The following is a 17,119-nucleotide window of genomic DNA, read 5'->3' as shown; positions in this document are numbered from 1 at the left end:
TAAGAACATTTTCGTTGTGATTTACGTTTCTAGTATGTATATTAATGAATCTTGTTTTCACTAAATAATGAAAATAATAATTGTCATGATAATGTTATTGTATAGTAACTATACAATGGCAAGCGAACGAATAAGTTTAGTAGATAAAAAATTATCTCAAGGATATGTAGCTCCAATACTTACAGAAAATAGCGTTATTTTACCAGACAAGCACGGTACCTTATATTCCTTTGATATCGATAACCCAAGAGTTATAAATTGGAAATTATACCTCTCAAGTAGGAAAAAAATTGGTAATATGAGTTTATCGAGCTACAAAGAAAACGTTTTCTTCATAGTGGATAACATTCTACACACAATAGATGCGAAAACAGGAGAGATTCAATGGGAAAAAGAATTAAGAGCTCCGGTAAGAGGGAAAACAGTAGTAATAAACAATAAGTTGGTAGTGTTGACTATTGATAACTATCTGCATGCATTTAGTATAAAAGATGGCAGTTCCATTTGGAATTATCAAAATGGTATAAATGAGGTTCGAGGTTTGTATTCCATCTCACCAGCAATCTCCAATGATAAAATAATAGCACCATTTTCAAATGGTGAATTGATAGCTTTTAATGAAGACGGTAAAAAATTGTGGAGCCAAAAATTGGCTACAAACCTTTTGGATACACAGCTTACAGATGTAACTACTACACCTAGAGTACACGATAATATCTTAATAGCTACGAGCAACTCTTATATTTATAGCATTGACGTAAACTCAGGAAATATTTTATGGTCAAGGCCACTACAAGTAAAAAGTATATCAAACATTGAGTCATATTATAGCCCTCTTATTCCTGCAGAGAAACAAAAAGAAGGCGGAAGAATTTTCATGGTGACTAAAGATAATAAGGTAATTGGCATCGACATACAAAGTGGAAAAACAGTTTGGACATCTGATTTTATAGAGAATGTGCAATTGTTTGTTCCAATTATGTATGCCCATACGCTTTGGGTAACAAGTAATAAAGGTTCAATATTTGCTTTTCCTGGATCTGAAAGTACAGGAAGGGTAATTAAAATACCCGGTAATGTGTTTCATGCTCCAGTATTTACCCATGGTAAGATGTATATAACGACTGAAGGAAATGGTGTTTATTCTTTAGAAAATAGGTTTGTTTTTTATGACTGATTATGATTTGATTATTATAGGTGGTGGTCCAGGTGGTTACAAATGCGCTATTGCTGCTGCAAAACTTGGACTCAAAGTTGCTTGTATAGACAAAAATAGCATTTTTGGTGGCACGTGTTTGCGAGTTGGGTGTATACCATCAAAAGCATTACTCCATTCCTCTTATCAGTATGCTAGCGCGAAAAATAATCTATCAAAACTTGGCATAAAAGTTAAGGATGTAAGTCTCGATTTGAGAGAAATGATAGGCTATAAAGACGCTAGAGTTCAGGAGCTTGGAAAAGGCATAGAATATCTGTTTAACCTTTACAAAATTACTAAGATCAATGGACTTGGAAAAATTACTTCTTTTGATCAAGGCAATCTTGAAGTTTCAGTTGAAGGTAAGGTACTGAAGACAAAAAATATAGTAATTGCAACCGGTTCTGACGTTATTTCTTTGCCAGGAATTAATATCGATGAGAAAAGTATTATTTCATCAACTGGTGCATTGTCTTTAACTGAAGTACCAAAAAAACTTGTCGTAATCGGAGCCGGGGCAATAGGGCTTGAAATGTCTTCTGTATGGAGGAGGCTAGGGTCTGAAGTCACTGTAGTAGAATTTTTTGACAGAATCGCTGCAGCAATTGATGGAGAATTAAGTAAGTCTCTACTTTCTAGTCTACAAAAACAAGGAATAAAATTTTTACTTAGCACTAAAGTTGAGGGAATAAAACAAAGTAGTAACTCTTTGAGTGTGAAAGTTTGCTCTGTAAAAGATAATCAAACAAATACTATAGAGGCGGATAAGGTATTGGTGGCAGCAGGGCGCAAACCATGCTCTGAGGGTCTTGAAAAAATAGAAAAAGACAGTCGTGGCTTTATTAAAGTCAACAATAGTTATGAAACCAACGTAAAAGGAATATTTGCTATTGGTGATGTGATTGGTGGAGCAATGCTTGCTCACAAAGCTGAGGAAGAAGGGGTGGCAGTTGCAGAGATACTAGCAAGGCAATTGCCTCACGTTGATTATGAAATCATACCGTCAGTCATTTACACCCACCCTGCAGTTTCTTCAATCGGTAAAACTGAAGAAGAACTAAAAAGTGCTGGTCGAAAGTATAAAGTTGGTAAATGTCAATTTGCTGCAAACGGTAGAGCAAAAGTCACTGACGATGCTGAGGGATTCGTGAAAGTTCTGACTTGTAGCAAAGCAGATACAATACTCGGTGTACATATCATAGGAGCATACGCTGATACGCTAATCAATGAAGCAGCGGTTGCAATGGCATATGGTGCAGCAGCAGAGGATATATACAGAATTTGTCACTCTCATCCTGATATAAATGAAGCCTTTAGGGATGCGTGCATCGATGCTTTCTTTAAAAAGTAACTGTGGACCTCGGTTCAATCATTGAAAAATGGTATGATTGGCTAAAGTACAACAGGTCTTACTCACCAAACACTTTGGAGTCATACATGAGGGACCTCAAGGATCTTATAAGTTTCCTAAATACTCACATTGGTGAAGAAGTAAATGTTGGCTCTTTAGAAAAATTAAGCATACCTGAACTGAGAAGTTGGTTTACCTCTCGTTATGCAAGAGGTGTAAATGCGAGATCTAACACTCGCGCATTGTCAGTAATCAGAAATTTTTTCAAATATATAAAAAACAATTATGAAATAAATAATGAAGCGGTATTTTCTTTATCAAGGCCAATTCAGAGAAGAACTCTACCTAAAGCACTTTCAATATCTAACATAGAAACTCTATTGAAAGAAATGAAATTGCCTGATCTAGGCGAGCCTTGGGTGGTAAAAAGAGAAATTGCAATTGTCGTTCTGCTATATGGTACGGGCTTAAGAATCACTGAAGCACTGAATCTTAAGGTTAGTGATATTAGCAATGAAAGTTTAATAGTAACAGGTAAGGGAGATAAACAAAGGCAGGTATTTATTCTTCCAGTAGTAAAAAAGTGTATACAAAAATATATAAAAGCTTGTCCCCACTTTGACGAAGCGGGACATCTTTTTGTCGGGGTAAGAGGAAAAAAATTGGGAAGAACTTATGTTGCTAATCGTTTGCAAAAAATAAGAAGATTTTTAAACTTACCAGAAATTTTATCTCCACATGCATTTCGCCATAGTTTTGCTACTCATTTGCTTCAGGAAGATATTGACATAAGATCAATACAACAGCTGCTTGGCCACTCAAGCCTTGAAACTACTCAAGTTTACACTCACCTAAATTATCAAGATGTCTTCAATATGTATAAAAACTTTCAGAAGAGTTTGAATAAAAAATCGAAATCTTAACTTCGTCTTAAATCGATAATATTGCCGAACTGAGTGCTTGCAACATCATTCAGTACTGTACTTGCTTTATATAAGCAATAGTGACCAGCAGAGAAGAAAGCAAAAACGTTTTGCAAAAGGTTATGAATGAAAGAGAATAGACAGCAGAATTTAAATTAGAAGCTATGTAAAGAAACAAGTCAAGCAAATAGCAAAAGAGCTAGGCTCTGTGTACAAAATGTTAGCAGGTCAAATTAATTGAGGACGGGGATTTGCGACTAAAGTTCATGCACTTGTTGACGTACTGGGAAACCCATTCAAATTTATTTTGACCTCAGGCTAGAGGAACAAAATTACTCAGTTGACTAAAAATGTCTCTAGCTACACTATATGGCTTCTTTAAAATTTTGTTTACAGAGCCTAGAAACCTCAGTTATGGATTAGAAAATAGATAAAAGTATAACTAAGAAGAGGGAAACAGGGTAAACTCGAGTATTTTAGTAATAATAAGAGGTTACCCATGAAGAAAGATATTACAGAACTGTACTGTTGCGTCGAGGATTTTTGTCGTGCGGTAGATGATAATTTTGCAAATAGGTTCTTATCAAACGGCAAAAAACCAACCAGAGTACCAGAAATAGCGCACTCAGAAATTCTAACCATAATCCTGTTATACCATAAATCACCATGTAAAAACTTCAAGGCTTTTTATCTTTGTTATCTTCAGTTATTCTATAGATCAGAGTTTTCAAAGCTGCCTTCATATCACAGATTTATTGCCTTAAAGCCGCGAGTTTTGTGGTATTTAGCATTACTTTTGCAATGGTTCTGTGAACAAGCGAAAATGACCGGCACTTCCTACATCGACACCTCTACGATTGCCGTTTGCCACAAAAAAAAGGATCTCTAGGAATAAAGTTTTTAATCATCTAGCAGAAATTAGTAAGAGTACGTATGGTTGGTTTTTTGGCTTCAAGTTGCACTTAGTGATTAACGAAATTGGTGAAATTCAAGCACTTACCCTAACCAAAGGTAACGTTGATGACAGAAAACCTTTACCAACCTCAGTTATGGATTAGAAAATAGATAAAAGTATAACTAAGAAGAGGGAAACAGGGTAAACTCGAGTATTTTAGTAATAATAAGAGGTTACCCATGAAGAAAGATATTACAGAACTGTACTGTTGCGTCGAGGATTTTTGTCGTGCGGTAGATGATAATTTTGCAAATAGGTTCTTATCAAACGGCAAAAAACCAACCAGAGTACCAGAAATAGCGCACTCAGAAATTCTAACCATAATCCTGTTATACCATAAATCACCATGTAAAAACTTCAAGGCTTTTTATCTTTGTTATCTTCAGTTATTCTATAGATCAGAGTTTTCAAAGCTGCCTTCATATCACAGATTTATTGCCTTAAAGCCGCGAGTTTTGTGGTATTTAGCATTACTTTTGCAATGGTTCTGTGAACAAGCGAAAATGACCGGCACTTCCTACATCGACACCTCTACGATTGCCGTTTGCCACAAAAAAAGGATCTCTAGGAATAAAGTTTTTAATCATCTAGCAGAAATTAGTAAGAGTACGTATGGTTGGTTTTTTGGCTTCAAGTTGCACTTAGTGATTAACGAAATTGGTGAAATTCAAGCACTTACCCTAACCAAAGGTAACGTTGATGACAGAAAACCTTTACCAACTCTCACTAAAAGACTGACCGGACTTTTGTTTGGAGATAAGGGCTATATAAAGAAAGAGCTTTTTGAGAAACTCTTCGATAGAGGCCTAAAGTTAGTCACTAAAGTAAAAAAAGGTATGAAAAACGCACTAATTTCACTTAAAGAGAAGATTTTATTAAGGAAAAGGTCGATTATTGAGACTGTTTTTGATTCCTTGAAAAACAAATTTGAGATTGAGCATACAAGACATAGATCGCCAACAAATTTCCTAATTCATGTTTTTTCTGTTCTGATTTCCTACTCCATGCAGTCCAAAAAGCCTTCTATTTCTATGCCTTTCTTTATCGGCTAATCCATAACTGAGGTTTACCAACTCTCACTAAAAGACTGACCGGACTTTTGTTTGGAGATAAGGGCTATATAAAGAAAGAGCTTTTTGAGAAACTCTTCGATAGAGGCCTAAAGTTAGTCACTAAAGTAAAAAAAGGTATGAAAAACGCACTAATTTCACTTAAAGAGAAGATTTTATTAAGGAAAAGGTCGATTATTGAGACTGTTTTTGATTCCTTGAAAAACAAATTTGAGATTGAGCATACAAGACATAGATCGCCAACAAATTTCCTAATTCATGTTTTTTCTGTTCTGATTTCCTACTCCATGCAGTCCAAAAAGCCTTCTATTTCTATGCCTTTCTTTATCGGCTAATCCATAACTGAGGTTAGAAAGAAAGCTGAGGAAAAGTAGAGGTTACCTTTACATATGAACTACATCTCAACCTGATATTGTCGTTCCTAATATGTTGGATTTCTTGCATAACTCGAATTCAAAAGTTGATGTCATTCCAGCGCGTGACACTGGAATCCAGATATTGGGTTCCAGCTGGGATGACACCTGTTTATGCAAGAAATCTATTGAAAATTGAGTTAAACTAAAAATTCAGTTTGACACACTTTTGTTAAACATTTTTGGGACGTTAAAATAAACAGATAAATAATTTTCTCTTAAGCTACTTCAACACTTTCATCATGGGTTAAAAGCAACTCCACAAGTTCTTGGAAGTTATCAACTGCACAGTCCAGTACTGTATTCCCTAAATTATTTCTAGCGTTAACGTTTGCATTGTGTTTTAGTAGCGTCCTCGTTATATCAACCTTTTGCCTAATAACAGCCAAGTGTAGTGCAGTGTTGCCATCTTTATCCTTAGCATTAACATCAGAACCTTCTCGAATAAGGCATCCTGCAATATTGTAGCTCCCAGATAAAGCAGAGTAGTGTAATGGAGTTCTACCATCTCTGTTCTTAGCATTAACATTAGCACCCTTATTGATTATATACTCTACTATTCTTAAATCTCCACTAAAGGTAGCCCTATAGACAACGCGGTGTAATGCTGTTTCGCCATATTCATTCTTGGCATTAACATTAGCACCTTTTTCAATTAGGCACTTCACTACATTTAATTTTCCATTCTCAGCAGCAAAAAATAATGGGGTTCTGTAGTGTTCGTCCCTAGCATCAACATAAGCATCCTCATTAATTAGGTGTTCCACTATACCCAATTCCCCAACGTCAGCAGCTAAATGTAATGGAGTCATACCACAATTGTCTTTAGCGTCAATATTAGCATACCTTTTGATTAGATATTCCACCATATCTAGATCTCCATTTATAGCAGCAATGTGTAATGGAGTCCTGCCATATTCGCCTTTAGCATTAATGTTATTATTTTTAATAATCAGGTATTTTACTATATCCAATTCCCCAGCGTAAGCAGCTGAATGCAATGGAGTATTATAATATTTATCTTTAGTATTAGTGCTAGCACCTTTATTGACTAGACATTTCATTACATTCAAATTTCCACTCTTAGCAGCAATATGCAACAAAGTTTGACCGTGATTGTCCTTAACATTAACAATTTTTACCAATTCACCTGGGTAATATTTTTCTATATGTGTTATTATTGCACTAATTGCTTTACAATCACCACTTTCAGCAAGCAAGTGCAAAGGGGTGCTTTTCCTTATAAACAGTGTTCCTCCATATACATAAAATGAGTGAAAGTAAAAGTTATCAATCAACTTACCGTATGTACTTGCGTATCCCCATACAAATGCAATATGGCTCATACTACCTTGTGCTAAACCACCACTGTTTATCAATTCCAAAGCTTTCCTTAGAACTTCCTCTTCTTGGCCCTCCTTTTGTAATTTTAATCTAGTTATTCCCTGCACTACTCTGTGAATACTTGCCACTTCCTCTTTCAAGTCAATCATTGAATATCTATCGAGTAGTTCAACAGCCTTCCATAACTTTTCCTTATCCTCTGCTATTAACTTTGAAAAGACTTCTTCTATATGAATCTTGTCAGGAGCAAGGTAGGCCATTATCTCCAGAATATTCAACGTTTCACAGCCGTATTCTTTTTGTATATGTGTCATCGTAATGGTACAAGTTATTGAAACTGCTTCAGTATAACGATCTTCGCCTTCACAATCTCCTTCTTTAAGTGACTTTCTTGTATGTTGTTGGAACTCCTTTAAGTAATCACTTACCTCAAATCTTCCATAACCTCTCAACTTTGATTTTTTATTTTTGTTGCAAATATATACGGTTGCTTGTTTTAAAGCCAAGGGAACATACTGCAGCTTTTCTGTTAATTCTTCTATTTCCTGATCCTGTAAATTGTCCTCTATGTTCAAAGCTTTTTTAACAAACTCGCAAGCTTCTGTTTTACAAAATTCATTTAACCGTATTACTTTTATATCTCCTTCTTCTACCGAATCCCATTTTTGATCATGAGAAGTAATTAAAACATAAGGTTTTTTATGTCTAGAATGTAAAGATGAAGGTAAAAACTTTCTAATGTATTTATATTCTCTTGCATTATCGAAAATAAAAAGACTTTTTACATCTTTAAAATATCTATATACACTCTTAATAATAGATCTGATTCCCTTTTCTTGTTCAGTATCTTCATCTGTAATAAAAATTTTCGAACCTTCAGGTAACCTTCTATTTAACTCCTTAGCTAATCCTTTAAACGATTCTTCAAGATCCTTTTGTGTTCCTGCATTTACCCATACAAGATTACCATCATAATGCTCTTTATATTCACAAGCATATTTCCTAGCTAACTCACTTTTTCCCACTCCTCCAAGGCCACTAATAGTAGCAACCTGCAATATCACCGCTTGTCTGCCCGTACTCCTTTGTAGTGCATCATGTAAGGCTTTTAATTCACTATTTCTTCCAGTAAAAAATGCAACTGGCTCTATTATTTTAAACCAAATAGGCTCCTCTATCTGCTTGTTATTTTGTGCTGTTACAGCTACATGTATTTCATGCAGTTTTTTACTATCCTTACGCTGTTGTTCTACTATTTCATCTATTCCTTTATTCCCTTTTTTTACTTCTCTCTCTATTTCACTTAAAGTCTTAGGAAATTGCTCAATTTCTCGAAAAAGCTCTTCTCCCTCTTTGTGCGAAAAAGGACGCGCTTTTATATCTTTTACCCAGTCTGATATTTTTTTTTAGAAGATTATTACAAAAGATTTGATTGTCACCAATATAGCCAAACTTTTTGTTCAACCTACTACTCAACTCACCTAGCAATAATTCTCTTAGCTGAGCTTCATGGGGTAAGTTAACGACGAACACCAGTTCATTTAAAAAGTCCTCTATCTCTTTATTGCTGACTTCCTTACCTATCTTACGCTTTATAAAATCCATATTTTGTTTCAAGTATTGAGCAACACTACCATCTGAATCACTAATTCTATATTTTGCACTATCACCTATATCCAGAAACTCATCTTTTGTGTCTATTCTTACAAATGAAAGTTCTTTTCCTTTATTTTCTCCACTTAACATTGCTCTTAGATTTCTTACTTCGTGTTGTATTGAATATGGTGAATCAAGATCCATATTCGTAGCAAAAAGAAAATGCTTTGTTCCACCACTAAACTTTGCATTATTTTTGATCTTTAAATAAGCAATAAAGTATTTCAACAAATTAAACTTACCACTCTTTGTTAATAAGCTACCTACACTGATTTTTTTAGTTCCATCTTGGTTGTGTTTAACTTGTGTAAACTCATATACTATACCTTTATTTTGCTCATGCCGGACAACAATATCATCAAAACCTTGAACTGGCTCTAACTCTGTGTCTATGGAGAAAGAATATTCTTTACCCATCTTAGACATGAGAGATGTTATATCCATCTCATGCATTAGAGATATTACGATCAATAACTCTTGGAAGGTAATACCAGGGTAAGGGCGTTTGAACCCCCCATAATTAGAATCATCTTCTAGATACATTACCCCTGTTTTTACCCTAATCTTTCACTCAAAACCAAGTTTACGACATCAGGGCTGGCTTTTCCCTTAGTGGATTTCATAACTTCGCCAACAAAGAATCCGTATAGTTTTGTTTTACCGCTTTTGTATTCTTGAACTTTATCTTGGTTGTTATTGACGATTGTGTCGATAATTTCCGATATTTGATCTCTATCGGTTATTTGCTTGAGGTCCTGTTCTTCTATAATCAAAGACGCAGGTTTGCCAGTTTCAAACATAATATCAAAAACTTGTTTGCCAAGTTTAGCAGAGATCGTTCCATCGACGATAAAGTCGAGGAGCTCGGACAAAGCATCTGCTTTAATTGGGGAGCTAACAATATCAATATTTGCTTTGTTTAAACGACCGAAAAGCTCTACGGTTAACCAGGTAACTGCAATCTTTGAATCATGCTTTTTTATTAATTCCTCAAAGTAATCAGCGGTTGCTTTATCAGAAGTGATAACGTCTGCATCGTATTCATTTATACCTAATTCATTAATGTACCGCAGTTTTTTTTGATCTGGTAACTCGGGTAAAGATGATTTAATAGAATCAATTTTGTCTTGGCTTATTTCAACAGGTAGCAAATCAGGTTCAGGGAAATATCTATAGTCACTTGAATCTTCTTTGCTTCTCATCACTTTTGTTTTTCCTAAAGTGACATCAAACAATAAGGTATCTTGACTTATTTCTCCTCCGCTTTCCAAAATTTTGATCTGCCTTTGTGCTTCATAATCTATAGCTTGTACAATATAACGTATTGAATTTAAGTTTTTTATTTCACAGCGGGTGCCAAATGCACTACTACCATTTGGGCGAACAGAAACATTTGCATCACAGCGAAGCGACCCCTTTTCCATATCACCATCACATGAACCGATATAACGCAAAATCTGCCTCAATTTTTTCATGAATTCTGCAGCTTCTGCAGATGAACGAAGATCTGGCTCTGAAACAATTTCCATTAAAGCAACCCCTGCACGATTTAAATCTACGTAAGTTTTGCTTTCTTCATGAATACTCTTTCCTGCATCTTGCTCTAAGTGAATTCTTGCGATTCTTATTTCTTTTTCATTATTATTGATAAACACTTTACCATTTTTAACTATTGGCTCAAAGAACTGGGTTATTTGATAACCTTGTGGTAAATCGGGATAAAAATAATTTTTCCGGTCAAAGTAAGAGCATTTATTAATTTCTGCAGAAATTGCAAGACCGGTACATATTGCTTGCTCTATGCAGAAATAATTTAATATTGGCAATGTACCTGGCATTGCTGCATCAACTAGAGAAACTTGAGTATTGTGCTCAGTGCCAAATTCCGTTAGTGAACTAGAAAATAGCTTTGTCTTAGAAGAAACCTGAGCGTGTACCTCAAGTCCAATTACTGTCTCCCAGTTTTCTTTTGTCATGTATTTTATTCAATTAATAACTTTATATTCTGCAAACTAGCACAAAAAGTCAAATAAAACTCATTTAACCTATGATCCAAGAGCGGTGTATATCAATAATATAAGAGTTACTACAGTTTCTATTGACTAGGCTGTTATATAATAAAGTTAAGTGCTGCCAAAAAATATCTATAGTAGGCCAAAACATAATTTTGATGGCAACTGATTAGCTAACAAATTTATAAACATCAGTATACAGCTCATCAATCTCTGGCTCTTTACTACTTTTAGCAAAATCTTCTGACTTTTTTACTAAGTCTCGTATTTCCTTATCAATAGCTTTGCATTCTTCATCAGAAGCTATTTTATTATCTTTCATATACTGCTTTAAATTACTTATAGGATCATGATTTTGCTTCATATCTTCAACTTCTTCTTTTGTGCGATAAGTAGCAGGATCTGACATCGAATGGCCACGATATCGATATGTCTTCATTTCAAGCAAGAGAGGTCCTTTTCCCCCACGTACGTGCTCAGCTATTTCACTTGTTACCTCATAGACAGAGAAAAAATCCATTCCATCAACTTGTTTTCCAGGAATACCAAAACTCTCTCCTCTTTTATATAGTTCAGTTACTAAAGTTGATCTTTGCACAGAAGTTCCCATTGCGTATTCGTTATTTTCTATGATATAAACCACAGGTAACTTCCACAAAGATGCCATATTAAATGATTCATATACTTGTCCTTGATTTGCAGCACCGTCACCAAAATATGTGAATACAACGTTATCTTTTTTCTTGTATTTATTAGCAAATGCTATTCCTGTACCAATTGGGACTTGTGCACCTACTATTCCATGTCCACCAAAGAAATTTTTTTCAACATCAAATATGTGCATGGAGCCACCTTTACCTTTTGAACACCCTGTTTCTTTGCCGTTTAGTTCTGCCATCACAACATTTGGATCAGAATTACATGCAAGCATTAAGCCATGGTCTCTATAGCTTGTGATAAAAGCATCACCAGGTTTTGATGCAGCTTGAGTCCCAACTGCAACTGCTTCTTGCCCTATTGATAAGTGACAGAATCCGCCTATTAATCCCATTCCGTATAATTGTCCTGCTTTTTCCTCAAATCTGCGTATTAGAAGCATTTTTCTGTAGAACCCAATCACTTGCTCTTTAGTGAAATTTCCTGCTTTCATATTGACTTTCTTTTATTAAACTGAGATCATACCAGAAATCTTTAACATTTTATAATACTATCTATATGGACTACTATCACTGGCTTGAAGCTTTTCACGTTATCTCTGTAATTATGTGGGTGGCAGGTATGCTCTATTTGCCAAGGCTTTATGTTTACCATGCATCTGTAAAACCAGGGTCAGAAAATGACAGCTTACTTCAAATAATGGAGAAGAGACTCCTTAGATATATCATAAACCCTGCAATGCTTTTCTCCCTTAGTTTTGGAATTATGCTAATGATTATTAGGGAAGCATATCGCGAAGGGTGGTTTCATGTAAAAGCGCTAGCATTATTCTTAATGTTTGCTATTCATGTCCTACTTGCAAAGCATAGGAAAAATTTTGCAGTGGGCTTGAATAAGAAAACTCACGTTTATTTTCGTGTTTTAAACGAAGCAGTAACAGTGTTAATAATAATTATAGTTATTATGGTTATTGTAAAACCTTTTTGATTTTCTAGCCTAATGATGAACCATTGAATGGAGTATAAGAATTGTTACTAAATAGTTTATTCTGATGTTCCGTAGTCTAAGTAAAGTACTTAAGGTATAGATTCTTTGTTTTTGTGTGTTATCCTGGTTAACAAGAATTCGCAGTAGTATTATAATGAGTAAGTTAAAAAAGCTTAGTGCTGGACTTTCTTTGACAGGCCTAATTGGTAGTGATGATATAGATATGCAAAGGGCAGGAAATAGAAAGAAGAAATATCAATTTTTGGATAAGACGTTCGCATGGATTGATGCGATGATAAATTTTATTTTTAAACGTGAGAGTAATAACGTAAATGAAGTCCTAAAAGTCACATGGGGACCACTATTTTTTGGTTTAGTGGTGATATTCATCTTTTTTGGAATAGGTGGTATTTGGTCAGCTATAGCTCCAATTGACGGAGCAGTGCATGCAAGTGGAGAAGTTATTGTCTCTTCAAATAGAAAAATAGTGCAACACTTGGGTGGGGGAATAATAAGCAAAATTTTAGTAAAAGAAGGTCAAGCAGTTAAAAAAGATGAGCCTTTAGTTTTATTAAGTGATGTTAACGAAAAGGCAAATTTGAGTATAATTAAAGAAAAACTCTTATCACTTTTGGCAACTGAAGCAAGACTTATTGCAATCAGGGGAGACTTAGATACGCTAGAATTTTCTGATGAGGTTAAAAGATTATCTAACGATGAACTTGTAAATAAAGCGATAAAGAATCAGGTAAAGTTGTTCAACTCTCAGAGAAAGAGTATATTAGGAAAAACTGACATACTGCAACAACGTATAAAGCAGTTAAATGATGAATTAGCAGGGCTAAATTTTCAACTAAATGCAGCCCATAAGCAATATGACTTGATAACTGAGGAGTTAGAAACAAAAAGACAATTACTTGATAGTGGACATATAAGCAAACCACACATTTTAGCTTTAGAAAAACAGTTTGCTGAAATTGAGGGTAGAGTTGGACATTACCGTTCTGCAATATCTCAAGTACAGCAAAAGATTGGAGAAAATGAGTTAGAGATTATAAATGTGAAGAATGATGCTCAAGAAAGAGCAAATGCTGAGCTTAAGGAAGTTAATACATCTATTGCAGACTTAAAAGAGAGGCTGATGGTTGCTGAAGATTCGTTAGCACGTACAATAATTAAATCACCTCAAGATGGTATAGTTACAGATATAAGATACCACACTGAAGGTGGTGTTATACAATCTGGAGTCCCAATCCTGAGTATAGTACCATCAGATGATGATCTAATAATAGATGCTAAAGTTCTAACCAGAAACATAGAAGAGATACTGTCAGCAAAAAAGAAAGATAGCAATATAGTCTCTATCGACGGACTAGAAGGGCTGAAAGTTAAAGTAAGGCTGAGCGCTTATAGTGCACGTCGCTTAAGTTTAATTAACGGTATAGTAAACCATATTTCCCCTGATGCTCTTGATGATCCAAGGATGGGGCGTTATTATTCAGTGCGAGTGGTGATACCAAAGTCAGAACTTGCTCAATTTAAAAACGTATACCTATATCCTGGTATGCCAGTAGAAGTATATATAGTTACTCAATCTCGCACTCTTTTATCGTTCTTGTTTACACCTATAATTGCAACATTCGATAGATCTTTCATAGAGAGATAATTTATTTGGCTTTTCTAGAAAATTTGTTTACAGAGTTTGATATGCAAAAAAATTTACACACAAGTAGTGTATTATTTTATAATTATTTTCTATAATATGTAAATCTTTGATTTAAGATGCAAATGCTAACGTAAACATTAAAGGTTAATTAGTAAACTCAGCTGTATAATAGAATTAAAGGAATTAGTAAGATTTTTACCTCAATGAATTATAAATAGGCAAACTTACTTAAAGTTTAATAGTGTCTGTTACTGCTTTTAGGTGTGAGGCTAGAGGGTTATTAGCAATAACAGACACTATTAAACTTATTATAGAACTTCCTTAAAGTAAATACTTAACTTAAAATATTATAATATTTTAACTTAAAATAGATTCATGTAAATGCTTTTTCCTCAAGTTAGTATCGTATTATTATATTTATTAAATGCTAAAAAAACATTAATCATCATTTACTTTTGACTCAATATTTAGCAAAACACTTGTGTAAATTCTATAATCTCTGTTTGCATAGTAAGTGTATATATATTATTATACAGTTAGTTTTACAGCAAAAAATATGGTGAAGTTACTTGCATTATTGATAATGTTTTACTCAAATATATCAATTGCTTCTGCTCCTACTTCTTGGCAATTTGGATTTCCTGCGCCTGCAACTGAGATAATGGAGGTTGTAGTTAAGTCACATTCGTTTGTGATGAGTGTAATGATTGCAATTATGCTTTTTGTATGGGCCCTGCTTGCTTATGTAGTATTTCGCTTTCGTAAGGGCAAAGTGAAAAATGTCAGTAAAATAACTCATAATATCTTTGTAGAAATTATCTGGTTTGTTATACCAACGATTATTGTTGGGGTATTGGCTTTTAAAAATGCTGAATTAATTAAACTACAGGAGAAAGTGCCAAAAGCTGACATAACACTAAAAGTTATTGGTCATCAATGGTATTGGAGTTACAAGTACCCAGAATATCAAGGTATTTCATTTGACAGCTATATAAAAGGAAAAGAAGACCTTACCGAAAGAGATTTAAAACTATTCTCTGTTGATAATAACGTTATTTTACCTATCAATACTAATATTCGTTTACAAGTGACAGCAGGAGATGTAATACATAGCTGGGGAATACCTGCTTTTGGTATAAAAATTGATGCAATACCAGGTAGGCTGAATGAAGCATGGTTTAACGTTACAAAGCCCGGTATTTATTATGGGCAATGTTATGAACTATGTGGTCAAGGTCATGGATTTATGCCAATTGTTGTTGAAGCAGTGAGTAAAGAAGATTTTAATAAGTGGATTGAAGATAAAAAATTAGTAAGTTAAGTTTGGAGTATAGATATGAGTGATGTACCAAAAGGTATAAGACGTTGGCTGCTTTCTACTAATCACAAAGATATAGGGACACTATACATTATTTTTTCCATATTAGCTGGAATTATTGGTGGATTATTATCGGTAATTATTCGTACTCAGCTAATGCACATTAATATACTTAACAATAATTACCAGCTATATAACGTAATGATTACAGGGCATGCGGTAATAATGGTGTTTTTTATGATAATGCCAGCCTTAATGGGAGGATTTGGTAATTGGTTCGTACCTCTCATGATTGGTGCACCAGATATGGCATTTCCTCGTATGAATAATTTAAGTTTTTGGTTGTTAGTTTCATCTTTTATTTTGCTTATCCTCTCGGTATTTGCTGGCGAAGGTCCTGGAACAGGATGGACTTTATACCCACCTCTATCGCAAATCATGTCTCACCCAAGTGCAGGAGTTGATCTTGCTATACTTGCACTTCATGTTGCTGGTATGTCATCAATTGTTGGGGCGATCAACTTTATAGTTACCATATTCAATATGCGTGCAAAAGGTATGTCACTAACTAAGATACCACTATTTGTTTGGTCTATTTTACTCACGTCATTTATGTTAATTGTTGCCTTACCGGTACTTGCTGGTGCTATAACTATGCTGCTCACTGATCGTAATATAGGTACCTCCTTTTTTGATCCTGCTGGTGGTGGTGATCCTGTGTTATTTCAACATCTGTTTTGGTTTTTTGGTCATCCAGAAGTTTACATAATTATTTTTCCTGCATTTGGTATCATCAGTCAGATTGTGTCAACTTTTTCTCATAGGCCAGTATTTGGTTATATGGGAATGGTTTATGCCATGATAGGAATAGCAACGTTTGGCTTCATGGTTTGGGCTCACCATATGTTTACTGTTGGGCTTAGCGAGGATACTGCTATATTTTTTAGCACTAGCACAATTTTCATTGGTGTTATAACTGGTGTAAAAGTCTTTAGTTGGATTGCAACTATGTGGGGTGGAGCGATTGAATTGAAGACACCAATGCTGTTTGCATTAGGTTTTATTTTCATGTTTGTTGGAGGTGGTATAACCGGAATAATTCTTTCTCACGGTGGAATAGATAAGCTTTTGCACGATACCTATTATGTCGTTGCTCACTTTCACTATGTCATGTCGCTTGCTGCATTATTTGGAGCTTTCGCCGGTTTTTATTATTGGATAGGCAAAATGTCAGGTAAGCAATATAACGAGTGTTTAGGAAAGATACACTTTTGGCTCACTTTTATTAGCACCAATGTCACTTTCTTACCCCAGCATTTCCTGGGATTAGCAGGTATGCCAAGGCGTATACCTGATTATCCCGACGCGTTTATCCCTTGGAATTATATATCCTCAATTGGCTCATATATGTCCTTTGTTTCAGTTATGTTTTTTGTATTTATAGTTATACATCTCTTTAAGTGGGGCAAAAAAAATGGAGATAATCCTTGGGGGGGTGATACCTTAGAGTGGACGGTATCTTCACCACCACCTTTTCATACTTTCGAAAAGCCACCAGTGGTAAAATAA

The 17,119-nt window shown here is 34.8% G+C and carries 12 protein-coding genes and 2 pseudogenes; 10 read left to right on the top strand and 4 right to left on the bottom strand.

Annotation, left to right across the window (positions count from 1 at the left end; all coding sequences use genetic code 11):
- Positions 1–67 precede the first annotated feature (67 nt).
- From WP_RS00470 to WP_RS00445, 6 genes and pseudogenes are all read left to right on the top strand, one after another.
- On the top strand, positions 68–1,177 hold the full coding sequence (locus WP_RS00470; RefSeq protein WP_007302753.1) for an outer membrane protein assembly factor BamB family protein: 1,110 nt from the start codon (positions 68–70) through the stop codon (positions 1,175–1,177).
- Positions 1,170–2,549, top strand: a complete 1,380-nt coding sequence (gene lpdA / locus WP_RS00465; protein WP_007302754.1) for a dihydrolipoyl dehydrogenase — start codon at positions 1,170–1,172, stop codon at positions 2,547–2,549. Before WP_RS00470 ends, lpdA begins: the two co-directional genes overlap by 8 nt.
- Positions 2,550–2,551: 2 nt before the next feature.
- Positions 2,552–3,472, top strand: a complete 921-nt coding sequence (locus WP_RS00460) for a tyrosine-type recombinase/integrase (RefSeq protein WP_010401376.1) — start codon at positions 2,552–2,554, stop codon at positions 3,470–3,472.
- Positions 3,473–3,971: 499 nt separating this feature from the next.
- Positions 3,972–4,512: pseudogene (locus WP_RS00455) on the top strand (IS982-like element ISWpi16 family transposase); the annotation flags it as partial.
- Positions 4,513–4,606: 94 nt separating this feature from the next.
- Positions 4,607–5,479, top strand: coding sequence for an IS982-like element ISWpi16 family transposase (locus WP_RS00450; protein WP_007301954.1), 873 nt, complete (start codon positions 4,607–4,609; stop codon positions 5,477–5,479).
- Between the two features lie 14 nt (positions 5,480–5,493).
- Positions 5,494–5,832: pseudogene (locus tag WP_RS00445) on the top strand (transposase); the annotation flags it as partial.
- A 296-nt stretch (positions 5,833–6,128) separates the two neighbouring features.
- Here WP_RS00445 and WP_RS06905 read toward each other — a convergent pair.
- The 4 genes from WP_RS06905 to pdhA all read right to left on the bottom strand — a co-directional run bounded on the left by WP_RS06905 (position 6,129) and on the right by pdhA (position 12,072).
- Entirely contained in the window at positions 6,129–8,318 is a 2,190-nt protein-coding gene (locus WP_RS06905; protein WP_231834416.1) for an ankyrin repeat domain-containing protein, read from the bottom strand.
- Positions 8,319–8,577: 259 nt separating this feature from the next.
- Positions 8,578–9,453: a hypothetical protein gene (locus WP_RS07605; RefSeq protein WP_044475423.1), complete on the bottom strand. Its 876-nt coding sequence runs from the start codon at positions 9,451–9,453 to the stop codon at positions 8,578–8,580.
- An 11-nt stretch (positions 9,454–9,464) separates the two neighbouring features.
- A complete protein-coding gene (gatB, locus tag WP_RS00430) occupies positions 9,465–10,886 on the bottom strand; it encodes an Asp-tRNA(Asn)/Glu-tRNA(Gln) amidotransferase subunit GatB (RefSeq protein ID WP_007302757.1) in 1,422 nt (473 codons plus the stop codon).
- Between the two features lie 205 nt (positions 10,887–11,091).
- A complete protein-coding gene (gene pdhA, locus WP_RS00425) occupies positions 11,092–12,072 on the bottom strand; it encodes a pyruvate dehydrogenase (acetyl-transferring) E1 component subunit alpha (protein ID WP_007302758.1) in 981 nt (326 codons plus the stop codon).
- A 65-nt stretch (positions 12,073–12,137) separates the two neighbouring features.
- On the opposite strand from pdhA, the gene hemJ reads away from it, so the two are divergent.
- From hemJ to ctaD, 4 genes are all read left to right on the top strand, one after another.
- Complete coding sequence (gene hemJ, locus WP_RS00420; protein ID WP_012481732.1) at positions 12,138–12,566, top strand: protoporphyrinogen oxidase HemJ; 429 nt, start codon at positions 12,138–12,140, stop codon at positions 12,564–12,566.
- A 154-nt stretch (positions 12,567–12,720) separates the two neighbouring features.
- A complete protein-coding gene (locus WP_RS00415) occupies positions 12,721–14,232 on the top strand; it encodes an HlyD family type I secretion periplasmic adaptor subunit (RefSeq protein ID WP_007302760.1) in 1,512 nt (503 codons plus the stop codon).
- 556 nt (positions 14,233–14,788) lie between these two features.
- Positions 14,789–15,553 carry a cytochrome c oxidase subunit II gene (gene coxB, locus WP_RS00410; RefSeq protein WP_007302761.1) on the top strand — a complete coding sequence of 255 codons (765 nt, stop codon included), beginning with the start codon at positions 14,789–14,791 and terminating at the stop codon, positions 15,551–15,553.
- A gap of 15 nt (positions 15,554–15,568) precedes the next feature.
- The gene (gene ctaD / locus WP_RS00405) at positions 15,569–17,119 is read left to right on the top strand and encodes a cytochrome c oxidase subunit I (protein WP_012481731.1); all 1,551 of its coding nucleotides are present in this window, start codon (positions 15,569–15,571) and stop codon (positions 17,117–17,119) included.

The organism is Wolbachia endosymbiont of Culex quinquefasciatus Pel, assembly GCF_000073005.1.
Classification (GTDB): domain Bacteria; phylum Pseudomonadota; class Alphaproteobacteria; order Rickettsiales; family Anaplasmataceae; genus Wolbachia.
The sequence above is the reverse complement of the archived record's forward strand: the minus strand, read 5'-3'. Positions and strand labels throughout refer to the sequence as shown.